Origin of the sequence: Leptolyngbya sp. FACHB-671 (genome assembly GCF_014695745.1) — a bacterium.
GTDB lineage: Bacteria > Cyanobacteriota > Cyanobacteriia > Elainellales > Elainellaceae > JAAUTN01.
The window spans coordinates 128,818-143,776 of record NZ_JACJOV010000048.1; the positions used below are offsets into that span (position 1 = coordinate 128,818).

At 47.2% G+C, this 14,959-nt stretch carries 9 protein-coding genes; 4 read left to right on the plus strand and 5 right to left on the minus strand.

Features of this window, described 5'->3' with window-relative positions; translation table 11 throughout:
• Positions 1-39 precede the first annotated feature (39 nt).
• From H6F93_RS03520 to H6F93_RS03530, 3 genes are all read left to right on the plus strand, one after another.
• Entirely contained in the window at positions 40-3,987 is a 3,948-nt protein-coding gene (locus tag H6F93_RS03520) for a GAF domain-containing protein (RefSeq protein WP_190679253.1), read from the plus strand.
• An 82-nt stretch (positions 3,988-4,069) separates the two neighbouring features.
• Positions 4,070-8,083 (plus strand): response regulator, encoded by a 4,014-nt coding sequence (locus tag H6F93_RS03525; RefSeq protein ID WP_190679256.1) that lies wholly within the window; start codon positions 4,070-4,072, stop codon positions 8,081-8,083.
• Positions 8,084-8,103: 20 nt separating this feature from the next.
• Positions 8,104-8,580 (plus strand): chemotaxis protein CheW, encoded by a 477-nt coding sequence (locus tag H6F93_RS03530; RefSeq protein ID WP_190644748.1) that lies wholly within the window; start codon positions 8,104-8,106, stop codon positions 8,578-8,580.
• 33 nt (positions 8,581-8,613) lie between these two features.
• Here H6F93_RS03530 and H6F93_RS03535 read toward each other — a convergent pair whose 3' ends face one another.
• The 4 genes from H6F93_RS03535 to H6F93_RS03550 all read right to left on the minus strand — a co-directional run bounded on the left by H6F93_RS03535 (position 8,614) and on the right by H6F93_RS03550 (position 13,001).
• Entirely contained in the window at positions 8,614-9,468 is an 855-nt protein-coding gene (locus H6F93_RS03535; RefSeq protein ID WP_190679258.1) for an ABC transporter permease, read from the minus strand.
• Between the two features lie 41 nt (positions 9,469-9,509).
• Positions 9,510-10,364, minus strand: a complete 855-nt coding sequence (locus H6F93_RS03540) for an ABC transporter permease (RefSeq protein ID WP_190679260.1) — start codon at positions 10,362-10,364, stop codon at positions 9,510-9,512.
• 43 nt (positions 10,365-10,407) lie between these two features.
• Entirely contained in the window at positions 10,408-11,730 is a 1,323-nt protein-coding gene (locus tag H6F93_RS03545) for an ABC transporter substrate-binding protein (RefSeq protein WP_190679262.1), read from the minus strand.
• Between the two features lie 71 nt (positions 11,731-11,801).
• Complete coding sequence (locus tag H6F93_RS03550; protein WP_190679264.1) at positions 11,802-13,001, minus strand: ABC transporter ATP-binding protein; 1,200 nt, start codon at positions 12,999-13,001, stop codon at positions 11,802-11,804.
• Between the two features lie 834 nt (positions 13,002-13,835).
• On the opposite strand from H6F93_RS03550, the gene H6F93_RS03555 reads away from it, so the two are divergent.
• Entirely contained in the window at positions 13,836-14,567 is a 732-nt protein-coding gene (locus tag H6F93_RS03555; protein WP_190679266.1) for a GntR family transcriptional regulator, read from the plus strand.
• On the opposite strand, the gene H6F93_RS03560 is transcribed toward H6F93_RS03555, so the two are convergent.
• Positions 14,559-14,900: an IS1/IS1595 family N-terminal zinc-binding domain-containing protein gene (locus H6F93_RS03560; RefSeq protein WP_190679268.1), complete on the minus strand. Its 342-nt coding sequence runs from the start codon at positions 14,898-14,900 to the stop codon at positions 14,559-14,561. The two genes, H6F93_RS03555 and H6F93_RS03560, sit on opposite strands and share 9 nt — an antisense overlap.
• Positions 14,901-14,959 lie beyond the last annotated feature (59 nt).

Sequence of the window (14,959 nt, forward strand, 5' to 3'; positions counted from 1 at the left end):
TCTTAGATCATCCGCACCAGTCAGCAAGGAGAACCAGTCGTGCAAAAACTTGATCAATTTCAACAATTTCTAGATGCTCACCCTTCAAATGGGCTACCCCCCAACTCAGCATCTGGTTCTACTTCTAACTCTGTTGTGAATGGCACCATGACTAACACGACTGAAGAAGATGTACTTCAATGGCTGCTCAACCTGTCCAATCAGATGAGCCAAACAGAAACCATTGATCTTCTGTTAATGACCGTGGTGACAGAAGTTCAACGATACTTCCAGCTAGATCGGGTTTTGGTTTACCAGTTTCACAATGAGAACAATGGTGCTGTTTTGGCGGAAGCCATTGTCTCAGGATTTACTCCCACTATTAATGAAGCGTTGCCAGCGATCGCCTTTGGAGCAGCTCACTCAACCCTTTATCAGCAGCAGCAGATGATTGCGATCGAAAACGGCGCAAAATATCTCACGCCTCATCAGCGCCAACTGTTAGATCGGTTTCAGGTCGCGAGCAGCCTCAGCCTTCCTGTTTTGCTACGGGGCGGCGTATGGGGTCTGCTGGTCGCCCAACGATGTGCGATTCTGCGCCCCTGGAGTGAAACCGAAAAGCTGGTGTTGCATCAAGTCAGGACTGAACTTCAATTACACCTTCAGCCTTTAGCGCTACACGCACAGCAACGGCGACAAGTTAAGGTAGAGGATGCTTTCGCCCAAATTCTAGAGAGAACGCAGCCCTCCTCAGATACCAACACAGCACTTGCAAACTTGTGCCAGGAGTTAAGACTGTTTTACCGAGCCGATCGAGCAGTCGTTTACCGATTTCATTCTGACTGGAGCGGTGAGTTTGTGGCTGAGTCAGTTGCGGCCGGCTGGATTTCGGTGATTCAAGAACAGGAAATAGATCCTAGTCTCAGATCAGCCGATATCATCAACCACGATCGCTGCACTACAAAGCGGATGGGTTCTCCCCCCCAGCCCAATGACAATATCAAAATCCTCAAAGATACTCAGGGCGGCAGCTATGTAAAACGGATGGATGTGAAGCAAGTCAACGATATCTCCAAGGCTGGTTTCTCCGCTTGCTACCTAGACACGCTGGAAAAATATCAGGCTAAAGCCTATCTTATTGCTCCTATCTATGAAGGCAACGAACTTTGGGGACTGCTCGCCATCTATCAAAACACTGCACCTCGGCAATGGCAGGAGCAGGAAGCTGCACTGTTGTTAGTCTTAGGTGAGCGGCTGAGCATGATGTTGACGCAGTTGAAATATCTAGCGCGACTGCAAGAAAAAACAGACCAGCTCCAAATCCAATCTCAACAGCTTACAGAATCGGTAGAGCAAGGAGTAGCCCACAACAAACTCATTTCCAGAATTGGACTGGCTCTAGTTCAAGAAAAATACTCGCCTGACAGTCTTTTAGACTTTGTGGTGAGAGAGCTTCGCAAACAGTTAAAGAGCGATCGCATTGCTGTTTATCGCTTTTACCCAGATTGGGGCGGTGAGTTTGTGGCGGAATCGGTTGCTGAAGGCTGGGTAAGATTGGTGACTCCAGAAATGAATACCATTTGGGAGGATAGTTACCTTCAGGAAACCCAGGGGGGACGATATCGCAACAATGAAACCTTTGCGGTAGATGACATTTATCAAGCAGGACATGCAGAATGCCACATTGAGGTGCTGGAGCAATTTGAGGTAAAAGCTTATGCGATCGCTCCCATCTTCCAGGGTAAAAAACTGTGGGGGCTGATCGGAGCCTATCAAAACAGCCACTCTCGGCATTGGAATGAACTGGACGTAAATCTTTTATCTCAAGTAGGTGTACAGATTGGGCTGGCACTCCAACAAGGAGAATATTTGGAGCAATTACAGCAGCGATCAGAGCAATTAAGCAAGGTTGCAGAGCAGGAGCGGTTGATTACAGAAGTTGTTAACCGCATCCGGCGATCGCTTGACATGCAGCAAGCCTTTAAAACAACTACCCGAGAAATCCGCAATTTCTTAAAGGCTGATCGGGTTGCCATCTTCAAGTTTGACCCAGATGGTCGAGATGGCAGGACTGTTGCAGAAGATGTTAATTCTGCCTACACGGCTGCACTTTCTGTTAAAGTCACCGATCATTGTTTTAGCGAAAACTTTGGTCGAAAGTATAAACAGGGCTGGGTGAGCACCATTCCAGATATCTATCAAGCAGGTCTAGCAGACTGTTACATTGAAGTCCTTTCCCAATTTCAGGTCAGAGCAAATCTAGTCGTGCCCTTACTCAAAGGAGAGGAACTATGGGGATTGTTCTCCATTCACCAGTGCAGCGGCCCACGAGAGTGGCAAGACTCTGAAATTGAATTTGCCAAGCGAATCGCAGCTCAGCTAAACGTGGCGATTCAGCAAGGGGAATACCTGGAGCAAGTACAGCAAAAGTCTGAGCAATTAGCAAAGGTTGCCGAACAAGAGCAGCTAGTCACCAAAATTGTGGATCGTATTCGGCAATCACTCGACACTCAGCAAGCCTTTAAAACAACCGCTAGAGAAATCCGCAATTTCTTAAACGCTGATCGAGTCGCTATTTTCAAATTTGACCCAGGCGGCCGGGATGGCAAAACCGTTGCAGAAGACGTTCGTTCTGCTTACACCGCTGCACTCTCTGTTAAAGTTACCGATCATTGTTTTACCGAAAACTTTGGCCGGAAGTATAAGCAGGGTTGGGTAAGCAAAGTCTCAGATATTTACGAGGCAGGACTAGCAGACTGTTACATTGAAGTCCTTTCTCAATTTCAGGTCAGGGCAAATTTAGTGGTGCCTTTGCTCAAAGGAGAAGAACTATGGGGTCTATTCTGCATTCACCAGTGCAGCGGCCCACGAGAATGGCAAGACTCTGAAATCGACTTTGCAAAACGAATTGCGGCTCAGCTCAACGTCGCCATTCAGCAAGGGGAGTACCTGGAACAATTGCAGCAAAAGACAGAACAGCTTGCCACTGCCGCCCAGCGAGAAAAGATGGCAAAGGAGCAGCTTCAGCAAGAAGTAATGCAACTGTTGTCGGCAGTTCGTCCGGCGTTGGATGGCGATCTGACGGTTCGGGCTCCCATGACCGAGGATGAAGTGGGCACGATCGCCGATGCTTACAACAACACGCTGGGCAGTCTGCGACAGATTGTGACTCAAATGCAGATTGCCTCTCAACAAGTTGCCCAAACTTCTCAGATCAGTGAGTCCTCGATCGCCAGTCTGACTAACCAGGCAAAACACCAGTTTCAAACGCTGAGTCAAACTTTAGAGCGGGTACAGCTTGTGGCCAGTTCCACAGAAGCAGTGGAGGCAAGCGCCCAACAGGTAGAGGTCGCTGTACAGCAGGCGAATCAAATTGTTCTCGCAGGTGATGCCGCAATGGATCGCACCGTAGATGAGATGCAAAACATCCGTGAAACGGTGGCAGAAACGAATAAGCGACTGAAGCGACTGAGCGAGTCTTCACAGAAGATTTCTAAAGTGGTGAGTCTGATTAGCAATTTCACCACTCAAACTCAACTGTTAGCGCTAAACGCTTCGATTGAAGCGACGAGAGCCGGGGAATATGGACGCGGCTTTGTAGTGGTTGCCGATGAGGTGCGATCGCTGGCTCGTCAGTCTGCGAATGCGGCAACCGAGATCGAGCAACTGGTGCAGGAAATTCAGGCAAACACCGCCGAGGTGTCTACTGCAATGGAAACTGGCATTCAACAAGTTGCATCAGGAACCACCGTGGTTAGCGAGGCCCGTCAAAACCTGAATGCGATCGTTGCAGCCACCGACCAAATCAGTCAGCTTGTGGCTAGCATCACTGGCGCGACACAAGAACAAACGCAGCAGTTTAAATCGATGAAGCTGACCGTTGCTGAGGTCGCAGAGATTGCTCAGAAAACCTCAAAAGATTCTGTCGAAATCTCGCAATCATTCAAGGAACTGTTAGCGATGTCCCAAGACCTGCAAGTTCAAGCCAATCAGTTCAAAGTCAAGTAAGCTTCACTCATCTTTCTGTTAGGGGCGAACGAATGTTTGCCCCTACCTCATGTTTACTCCGTAGCATTCACACCCACCAACCATGCCCTTAGATCCGGACATTCGCGAGGAAACCTATCCCTACTTTTTGCAAGAGGCACCAGAACTATTGCAAGCTCTGGAACAAGGTTTGCTGGATTTGCAAGACGGTTGCAGCATCAATCAAATTAATGCCTTGATGCGAACGACCCACACGCTCAAAGGGGCAGCAGCAAGTGTGGGGCTAGAAACGATCGCCAACATTGCCCACTCTTTAGAAGATATCTTTAAGGTGCTTTGCAGACCTGAAGTCATCATCGATCCAGATGTAGCGGCTTTGTTGTTTGAAGGATACGACTGTCTGGCACGACCGCTAAGGGCTGAAATTACAGGTAGCTCGATCAATACTGCCGAAATTCTTGACCGCTCGGCTGCCATTTTTGCCCAGCTTGAGGCCCGGTTAGGAGACTGTTTTAACCAAGAGGATTACCTGCCTACCTCAGAGGAGCTAGGGTTTGATATCACACAGTCCATGTTTGAAGTGGGCGTTACCCAACGGTTAAATGACCTGGCTCAAACAGTTGCCCAGGCTCCTCCTCATAAAGTTGCGGCGACTCTCCAAATTCATGCCGAAGTGTTTTTTGGTTTGGCCGAGTCCTTGAGCTTGCACGGATTTGGGGCGATCGCCGCAATCACACTTGCAGCCCTAGACCAACATCCTGATCAGGCTGTCACCATCGCGCAATTAGCTTTAGCTGATTTTCAGGCAGGATGCGCGGCCGTGCTAGCAGGCGATCGCACTCAAGGAGGACGCCCCTCCCTTGCCCTGCAACAGCTTGTAGAGCCCGTTCCAGCTAACGTGACGGAGACGTCGCAACCGGACTGGTTAAGCGAATTTGACGCTGCCTTCGAGCAGGAAATTCAGCAGCAGGAGCAGAGCGATGAACTCAATTTAGAAACTACATCTGATGCAGCCTTAACAGATGTAGTTTTGGGAAATTTGGAAGACTTGGAAGATCCTACTATCCGCTCTTTTGAATTAGAAGCAAGTTTAAAGGATAAATTTACCTCAGTTGACCTAGAACTTCCCCTAGAAGCCTCAATCTACCCAATCGGCTTCCCAGAAGACTCGGCAGTCATTCTTCCGGATACTGAAACCGAGCTTGAAGCGGATACTGAGGCAACGATTGAAGCCGCTACAGAAACTATTACAGATGACATTACAAATAACTTTATAGAAGACATTACAACAGGAGACATTACAAATGACATTGATATTGCCCCTATTAACTACCATGAAATAGAAACCAACCATTCTACAGCGACCCAGACTTCGCCTGATTCCATCACGGATACAACGGACACGTTAGAGGAGCCTGTTGTTTCAATTGCTTCGTCAGATTCTCAATTGGAAGACACGAGTGGCGATCGCGATACAACCCATGAGATTATTTATGCTTCCGAGCAATTCACTGTTGAAGCGATCGCCAATACAACGGAAACTACAGCCACCAATGATATTGAGCACTCTACTCCTTCCCTAAAAACTCACCATCAAAAACATCGAGGATTGTGTAAGGTATTTCAATGGATTCGAGATTCCTTCCTGATTCAAGCTGGACTGCACCCCGACAACCAGTTTTCTGAGCAAATCGGAGACTCAGCAGAGGTTCCTGCAACTGCGACTCTAATGCAAAGTTCTGCTGAGCAACCATTAGAGGAAGCAGATCCAAAAGAGGTAAGCCCCAAAGAAATACCCTCAAAAAAGGTAAATCTAAAAGCGGAAGATCAAAAGGTTGCCCCAGCAGAAACGCAGCATGAACAATCTGCCGCTTTATTGATGGAAACCGTCTGGGCACCCTTTGTCCTGGATGAACTCATCGTCCAGCCAGAGGGGGCGATCGCCGATTCACCTTCTACACTTTCCCAATCACTCGCTCCCGGCTCTTTAACCACTACTAGGGAACCATTTCAGTTATGGCCCCTGCAAGAAGAAGATTCGCCTTCCCTGCAATCAGAACCTCAAACTAGATCTCAAACTACGTCTAAAGTAGCTGATTCGATCGCTTCCAAAAAACATTTTCGATCTAATCAGGTGCGGGTCAATGTAGAACATCTTGACCAGCTAAATTATTCAATTGGGGAATTGCTGACTCAACAAAATCGTCAGTCGCTCCAAAATGAACGCCTGCAAGCGGAAGTAAAACTACTATTAAAGCGGCTAAACCAGCACCAGCAAGTGCTGAGCCAGCTTCAAGATCAGGTCGATCGCCAGCCTTCGCAATCGTTATCTGTTGAGCGAAAACTGGTAGCAGCCAAGCGCACAATGTCTCCCCTTCAGGCTTTGCCTTCAACGTTTGGCGATCGCTTCGATACTTTAGAACTGTCTCGCTATAGTGATTCTCATTTGCTGGTTCAATCTTTGCTAGATGACACGATGCAAATTGCTGAAGCGGCTGAAGCGATTGACCTATTCTCTCAAGAGTCTAATCAAATTTTCGAGAAACAGCAGCGACTGTTAGCCGGAACTCGTGATGCATTGATGCAAGCTAGAATGCTGCCCTTGAGTGAGGTATTCAACCGTATTCCACGTGTTTTGCAAAAGTTAAAAACCTCAAGCGACAAGCAAGCTCACCTGGAACTGCACGGAACGGAAGTATTGGTTGACAAGGCGATCGCCGAGAAACTCTACGAGCCGTTGCTGCACCTAATTCGCAATGCGTTTGATCATGCCATTGAGCCAGTTGTAATTCGCCGCCAACAGGGCAAGCCAGATGTCGGGCAAATTGGAATTAGCGCCTATCACCAGGGCAAATATTTGATTATTGCGGTGCGAGATGATGGCAAAGGATTGGACTATGAGCGAATTCGGCAGCGACTGGTTGAGCGTCAATTGGTTTCATCCAACCAGGCAAGTACTCTTACTCAGTCTCAGCTAATCGATTTCCTGTTTGAACCAGGCTTTTCCACGGTTACCCAGGTCAACACCACTTCAGGACGAGGAGTGGGTCTAGATGTTGTGCGAGAGCAAATTCTGGGATTGCAGGGGGCAGTCAGCGTACAATCGGCGATCAATCAGGGAACTACTTTTACACTTCAGATTCCGCTGAGTTTGGCGATCGCCAAACTGTTGATTTGTCAGGCGGGTACTGGAACTTACGCACTCACCACCGACGCGATCGAGCAGATTCTAATTCCCACATCTGAACAGATTCAAGAGCGGCAAGGTCGCAAAATCTTGCACTGGCAGAAAGCAGGCACTTCACAACTAATCCGGATTCATTCCATTGCAAAACTGCTAAACTACCGTTCATCCATTACGTCTTTATCACCTCAACCCGCATCTGTCACTTCACCCTCAGACAAACACGTCCTCTTGATTCGCCATCAGGGAGAACTGATCGGCTTGGAAGTCGATCACCTGATTGGAGAGCAAGAACTGGTGATTCGTCCGTTGGGAACCAGACTGGGCTCGCCCAATTATGTCCAAGGGGCAAGTGTTTTAGCCGATGGACGGCTCACTTTAGTCGTGGATGGAGGGGCATTATTACGGCAAGTCCTCAATCAACCGCTAGCCCCTCGTTCTTCAAGCGTTGCTCCCATGAGTTCTCAAATCATGGAGCAACCTCCACTACAAACAACGGCTACTCTCATTCCCACCTCTAACTCTAAGGAGTGGGAGGATGATAAAACAATTTTGATTGCAGAAGACTCGATCACAGTGCGACAAACACTCACCCTAACGCTACAAAAAGCAGGCTATCAAGTGTTACAAGCCAAAGATGGACAAGAAGCGATCGAGCAACTGCAACAACCCAATAATGTTCGGTTAATGTTTTGCGATCTGGAAATGCCTCGAATGAATGGCTTTGAATTTCTTAAACAGCGACAGCAGTTTCCGGCGATGGCAAAAATTCCCGTGATTGTTTTAACCTCGCGCAGTGGCGAAAAGCATCGTCTGTTGGCAATGGAACTGGGTGCAACGGCTTACATCACAAAACCCTACATCGAGCACAAGCTGCTAGGAATGGTGGCAGACCTGTTTGAACCAAAAGAGATAGAAGTGGCCGCGGACTGAGTTCATTACTGAGCAGAACTATGCATGACGATTCAAAATTAGAGAAGCTGATTGTTTTTGCGATCGCCAACTATGATCTAGCGCTGCCCATTGATCAAGTGCTGCGGGTAATCAACTACCCCCTTGATACAAGCAAATCACTCGAAAAAATCGGGTTGATTCAATGCGGTCGCCACACGATTAGAGCAGTGAATTTATCTCAGCAGCTTCAGCTCGAAACCCCTGATGCCCAGTCTTTGCCATTTCTGATGTTAGTTCGAGGGATAGATCAAGAACTGTGTGGCATTCCAGTCTCCGCTCCACCCGATGTGATTGAAATTTCTATTGAGGCACTACAGCCGCTCGAATGGACTTCTACCACATCCCCGTTGCTCAAAGTAGTCAGCCATACTGCTGTCGTTAAGCAAACGGACGAAACCCTATCTATCCTTTTGCTTGATCTGTATCAAGTGCTAGCTGACTCAACACAAAAACTACTAGGTGCATCTATAGCTTGAGCTAGCCTTCCCTTGTCATCTCTATCATAAAGGCTACTTTGCTTGCTTTTGCTTCTGTTCAAGCTTCTGCATGGCAAACAGAGCGACCCCAATCAAGACAAAGGAGAAAATTGTTGTTAGAGTTCCTAGCGCGTACAGGGCTGGGGATGTAACGTTTGTGGTCATTCCAAAGATCTCTAGAGGCAGCGTGTTAGTTTCTCCAGAGATGAGAGAGGTGCGGGTAAATTCGTCGTAGGAAAGGGTAAAGCCAAGTAATCCAACGCCAATCACACTGGAGGCAATCAACGGAAAAACAACTCGCCAAAAGGTTGTGCGATCGCTTGCTCCCAAGTCTCGTGCAGCTTCTTCATAGGCAGGGTTAAAGCGTCCAAAGATACCCAACATGATCAGGAAGGCGAAAGGCAATGTCCAGGTCAGATGTCCGACCAGCGCCGAGGAATACCATTGAATCGGCAGATTCAATAAGTTGAATACAATTCCTAAACCGAGGGAAACCAAAATGCTGGGAACGATCAGACTCGATATGGTGAGATAAAAAATCAGATTTGATCCTCTAAATCGGTAGCGAAAGGCTAGTCCTGCCATGACGCTAAACACAACTGTGATTACCATGATGGATAACCCCAGCAGAAGCGATCGCTGAAAAGCGGTGACAAAATCACCCACTCGCTGTGGACCAAACACCGCCATAATCCAGTGAAAACTAAATCCACGCATAGGGAAGAAAAGCTGTCCCTCTGGACCCTGAAACGATAGCAGAAATACTGCAAACATTGGCCCGTAGAGAAACAAAACAAACAGTCCAAAGAAGCCTAGAAGTAAGTAATCAGAGAGCGATCGCTTCTTCTTTTCTGAGCTTGAAGAGAGGGATTGAGTTGCTTGTGCCATAAGAGGGATGAGGTATGAAGGATGAGGGGTAAAGTGGCTACTTAGAGCTGCTTCCGAATATCTACAACTCGCAAAATCGCAAACACGATGAGCAGGGTCAGCGTTAATAGCACGATCGCATTGGCGGCAGCAGCAGGATACTGCAAGCTATCGATTTGATTTTTGATCAAGTAACCGACTGAGGAAGATTTGCCGCCACTCATGAGTCGCATCGTGGCAAACTCTCCCATTACTAGCGTCACCACAAAGATGGTACCGATCGCAATTCCGGGAGCTGATAAAGGTAAAATAATTCGCTTTTGGATATTAAAAGCAGAGGCACCTAAATCTTCTGCGGCTGAAATCAGAGCGCGATCGATCTTCATCATGCTGTTGAAAATGGGAGCGATCATAAACAAACAATAGAGATGCACCATCGCCAAAATCACCGCAAAATCAGAGAAAAGGAACATCTCAACAGGGCGATCGACAATCTGTAAACCCATGAGTGCTTTGTTGATCAAGCCTTCTCTTCCTAGAAAAGGAATCCAGGAGATCATGCGAATGATGTTGGAAGTGAGAAACGGAACTGTACAAATCAGAAACAAGATCGTTTGCCACTTTGTACTCTTGATCCGAAATGCCAGGCAATAGGCAACCGGATAACTAATTAAAACGCAGACCAGCCACACCAGAAACGCAAACTTGAGAGTGTTAACGTAGGTCGATAAATACGCTGGAGAGGTAAAAATTCCGATGTAATGCCTCAGTGTGAAACCGGGAGTAGTGGCAATGCCGTTAAAGTTCCAGAAACTCACGATCAAAATAACGGCAATGGGTAGCACCAATCCAAACAAAAAGACCAGGGTTTGGGGTGCCGCCAGGAGGTAGGGGCGTAAGGCTTTTGATTGAGTCATGGTAAGGATGAAGGGATGAGGGATGAGGAGTAGGCGATGAGGATTAGGCAACGATGAATTCTGTCCACTTGTAGACGAGATATTCCTGTTGCTGCATAAATGAGTTCCAGCAGACGACGTTGCCCATTCGTTCGGTGAAGGAACCGCCATCACGCACGGCACCCGCTGATTCAATCTTTTTACCGAAGGGATCAATCATGTCGATCGCCGCTGGTTTTCCTTCATACCAAAAATCCCATTCTTCAGGTTGCATAAAGTTGCGAGCTTTCTCAGGCGCGGCACTGTAATACCCCTGTCGACTCAAGAATCCGCCTACCCAGCCATCTAGCATCCAGTTGAGGTAGTCGTAAGCTGCATCTAAGGCAATGCCAGAGAGATTTTTGGATAATCCTAAACCACCCCCCCAACCGCGATAGCCCTCCTTCAAAGGAGCATAGATGCATTCAAATCCTCTCGCTTTCACAGCCGTGACCGCAGGCGACCACATCGATTGCAGCACGACTTCACCGGAGGTCATGAAGTTAACCGACTCATCAAAACTCTTCCAGAAAGCACGGAATTGCCCTGCTCGCTTTTGCTCAATCAAGAGTTTGGTGACTTGATTCAATTCTTCTGGAGTCATGTTGCCTTTATCTTCAAAGGTCATCAACCCCTGTGCCTCAAGCACCATTGCCGCATCCATAATGCCAATGGAGGGAATATCCAACAGTGATGTTTTCCCTCTAAATTCTGGGTTAAACAGCTCTGCCCAGGACTCAATTTTTCGACCTACCAGATCAGGACGGTAGCCCAGCGTGTCAGCGTTGTACTGAAAGGGAATCATCGTTGCCCAGTTGGTAGGCTCTGGAGCAAATTCTGTAGAATCTTGTCCGGTGACATACATCACCTTACGGGGAGCTGTGCCTTGAGAGGTATTCACTCTCGCACCAGAATACAGTTCTCCGGTGGTAAAAATTGGGGTAATTGCATCAAATTCTTGAATGCGGCTCACCTCAATCGGCTGAAGGTTTCCAGACGGCACCACCAGCGGCAAACTAAAATACTCACCATCATAAATGTCGTACTGTTTTGGTTGAGTCACGGCAATTTGTACATTTTCTGCCGTACTCAGCGCCCGCATTTGAATCTTAAATCCTAAGTCTTCTTCGGCTTTGACCCGGATATCATTGATTTGTGCGGCTCCTGTACCAATCAAACGTAAGGTGACATCTTTGATCTTATTAGTATTGATGGTCGGGCCTTGCGCTGGGTTGTTAGGTGTGCCGCTGGGAGCTTGAGCTTGGGGAGACGAACAGCGTGCAGCTGCTAATGCGGCTCCCGTCGCTAATCCTCCTTGAATGAAGGTGCGTCGATTAATCTTAGACATGGAGTGGGTGCTTGATAATGGGTGGTTGGGGATTGACCGATATGACAAGCAAATGACGAGTTCATAACAAATTAGTGGGGAAGAAATACACAATTTCCTTCTGACCAACGCAATGTCACCAGTTGTCCTTCAGCGTAGGAACCTGTTTCCCAAGCTGTGGTAGGAGATTTGTAGAGCAGTTCTTTGCCTGTCTTTTCTTCCATCAGAACAACCCGTGTAACGTAGCCTGTCATCTCAATGGAGACAATTCGAGCAGTAATGTGATTTGCACGAGGAGTGGGTTTTTCACTGGCTGCATTAGGGTAAGGTTCGATTTGCATCAAATCAGGACGAATCGAGCAAGCTGCCATTGAACCCACTGGAACCGCATATCCACGAGAATAAAGTGAGCCAATGCCTTCTACGCCTAGCTCAATCACATCCATACCGGTACCTGGATCGGGAGCGCAGTGAAGGACTTTGCCCTGAAAGATGTTGTTGTCGCCCATAAATTTTGCGACAAACTGAGAGGCAGGCAATCTAAACATTTCTGCTGGAGTTGCCACTTGATCTAACCGTCCCTGACTCATGACCACGACCCTATCTGAGAGGGAGAATGCTTCTTCAGTATGGTGTGTGACTTGCACAAAGGTCATGCCAAATTGCTTTTGAATCCGGCGCAGTTCGGTTCGCATTTGGACTCGCAGGTTCTCATCTAATGCGCTCAGGGGTTCGTCTAGCATCAACACTTGTGGACGAGTGACTAGCGATCGCGCCAAAGCAATTCGCTGTTGTTGCCCGCCGCTCAGTTGGCTAGATTTGCGATCGCCCAAATGACTTAGCCCCACCAACTCCAGCATTTCGCCGACACGGGCTTTGCGCTCCTGTGCTGAAATGTTTTGCATTTCCAAGCCAAACTCAATGTTTTGCCAAACCGTCATATGGGGAAACAGCGCATAGCTTTGAAACATCATGGATGTATTGCGCTTGGCGGCAGGAATGTTGTTGACTCGGCGATCGCCAATTAAAACATCTCCACTGGTGATCTCCTCATGCCCAGCAATCATCCGCAATACCGTTGTTTTGCCACAGCCGCTTGGACCTAGCAAACAACAGTAAGAGCCTGCTGGAATGTCTAGCGTGACGTTTTCAACTGCCGTTACAGGACCGTATTTTTTGGTCACCTGTCGAAGTGACACCCCTGCGGCCGCATTGGCTAAAGCGTGTTGAATATCAGTTGCCTGTACTGCGGTGGCTCCATTAACCAGGGTCTTTCGTGCGTCGATCGTCATAGCCTTCTCCTACAAAACAATAAGATAGACACAAGAAGCTGCCGCATTAACCTGCTGGAGGATTAACCCGTTCATGCTTTAATTGTGAGAACCTCAGGGCAACACTTTAAGTGCGAGGAAAGCAAACAGTTCCTATCTTTTTTCAAAAAATTCACCAATAGCAACAGCGGTTTAGCTGCTGCTAAGAAAAAACAATTGAGTTTAGTTAATCGTTTCATCTCAAGCAAATTTGTATTACTGAAAACAGTTTTGTTTAGATACCTCTAGGGTATTAGGGGTAGCAGGGTGGGAGCGATCGCATACTTGTTGATCAAAGAGATGATTTTAGATAAGTCGAGCAGTAGATTGTTATCTAGAGAAGTAGAGGAAAAATTCTTACACCTGACCTGAAATATATTCATCCCAACATTACACAAAATGAATTGTGCTAGTTCGCAAAATAAATGTAAGGATTTGTAAAATTGTAAGATTGCGTGTTGAACCGCCTCGATGTATGGAATTAACAGGCAACATCATTTAATCCCATTAATTTAGGAGCGTTGATGGATGCGGGTATGATTTACGGATTTCAAGCCCCTCTGTAGGGTCATGGCAATGCCATGACCCTACGAAATTCATACATCAAACCAGCAACACTCTCTAGGGAAAGGGCGATCGCTACACAAACGCACTAAGCTTGTATACAATACCTGTATACATAAATCTCGGGGCATTATCCAGAAAACATTGCATGAGAAATATTGCTCTTCCCTGACCGATTAAACTCTACTGGTAAATTGTCCTGCAATCACCCAGTATTCTCACAAATGCTTTCATAGCCAAAGATTTCTGACTATGGTTCGTACCTCCAAAGCGGCTCAAACATCCCAGTCAAAAGCAATTGAGAAGCCAACCGAAGAGTTTATTTACACCGAACTTTACAACACTATCTGTGAACGACAGTTGCTTCCCAAAACCAAATTAGGAGAAGCGATGTTGGCAGAACATTATGGCGTGAGCCGCACCATTATTCGACAGGTGTTACAAAGATTGGCGGGCGATCGCCTGGTCAAGCTAGAACCTAATCGAGGGGCATTCGTAGCCCATCTCACGTTGAAAGAAGCACAGCAAATTTATGAAGCGTGGCGATTAGTAGAAGCAGCCATTATTCGTGAAGTCGTTAAAACCATCACGCCAGAGCAGATCGCATCTCTACGAAAACTCATTACAGCCGAGCGAAAAGCTTGTGATGCAGAAGATTATCCTTTGCTAGCTCGCTTGTCGATGCAGTTTCACACGCAACTGGCTGACCTATGCAGTAATCAGTTTCTGAGTCGTTTTCTCAAAGAGTTAATTCCTCAGACCGCACTGGCTTACTTCTATGAAGTGAAAAAGATGCCAGTCTGCATGAAGGATGAACACGGTGAAATTCTCGATTTAATTGAGTCCGGTGATGAGGAAGCTGCCGTTGCTGCGGCTAAACGACATTTGGATGGCATTGAAGCGGCCCTGAATGCCCAAGCCTCTCTCGATCAGCAAGCGTCTCTCGTAGACAAGCTGAAATTGAGAGTGCCTTCACTATCCTGAGTCTGAATCGTCAGAAGTGAGATTTTTCTTTGGCACATTGGGTAAAAGTTCTTCCTGTTTTGCCCAGTTATAGATTGTGCTGTGACTAATTCCCGTTAGCCCCTCAATTTCACGCAGCGTTAGCCCAGAGTGATACATGCGAATACAAATTTGCTTGGTGTCGTCAGAGTAGCCCCGCTGCACATAAGTCTCGATAAATTGGCGACTACAATTCTTGCATCGATAGTTTTGTTTACCCCGTCGATGTCCATTTTTTTGAGATTGCTCTGACCCACAGTGAGGGCATTTCATCAGAATCGGCTTTGATTCAAGGATGCATTGAGATAAGACCATTGGTTGTACAAGTCCATGAATACAGTAGACCTTTAACTCCTGCATTTACAGGCAAGAAT

Excerpts from the sequence above, each read along its gene's own strand:
- H6F93_RS03525 (WP_190679256.1), top strand. The coding sequence starts at position 4,070 with ATGCCCTTAGATCCGGACATTCGCGAGGAAACCTATCCCTACTTTTTG.
- H6F93_RS03530 (WP_190644748.1), top strand. The coding sequence starts at position 8,104 with ATGCATGACGATTCAAAATTAGAGAAGCTGATTGTTTTTGCGATCGCC.
- H6F93_RS03535 (WP_190679258.1), bottom strand. The coding sequence starts at position 9,468 with ATGGCACAAGCAACTCAATCCCTCTCTTCAAGCTCAGAAAAGAAGAAG.
- H6F93_RS03540 (WP_190679260.1), bottom strand. The coding sequence starts at position 10,364 with ATGACTCAATCAAAAGCCTTACGCCCCTACCTCCTGGCGGCACCCCAA.
- H6F93_RS03545 (WP_190679262.1), bottom strand. The coding sequence starts at position 11,730 with ATGTCTAAGATTAATCGACGCACCTTCATTCAAGGAGGATTAGCGACG.
- H6F93_RS03550 (WP_190679264.1), bottom strand. The coding sequence starts at position 13,001 with ATGACGATCGACGCACGAAAGACCCTGGTTAATGGAGCCACCGCAGTA.
- H6F93_RS03555 (WP_190679266.1), top strand. The coding sequence starts at position 13,836 with ATGGTTCGTACCTCCAAAGCGGCTCAAACATCCCAGTCAAAAGCAATT.
- H6F93_RS03560 (WP_190679268.1), bottom strand. The coding sequence starts at position 14,900 with ATGGTCTTATCTCAATGCATCCTTGAATCAAAGCCGATTCTGATGAAA.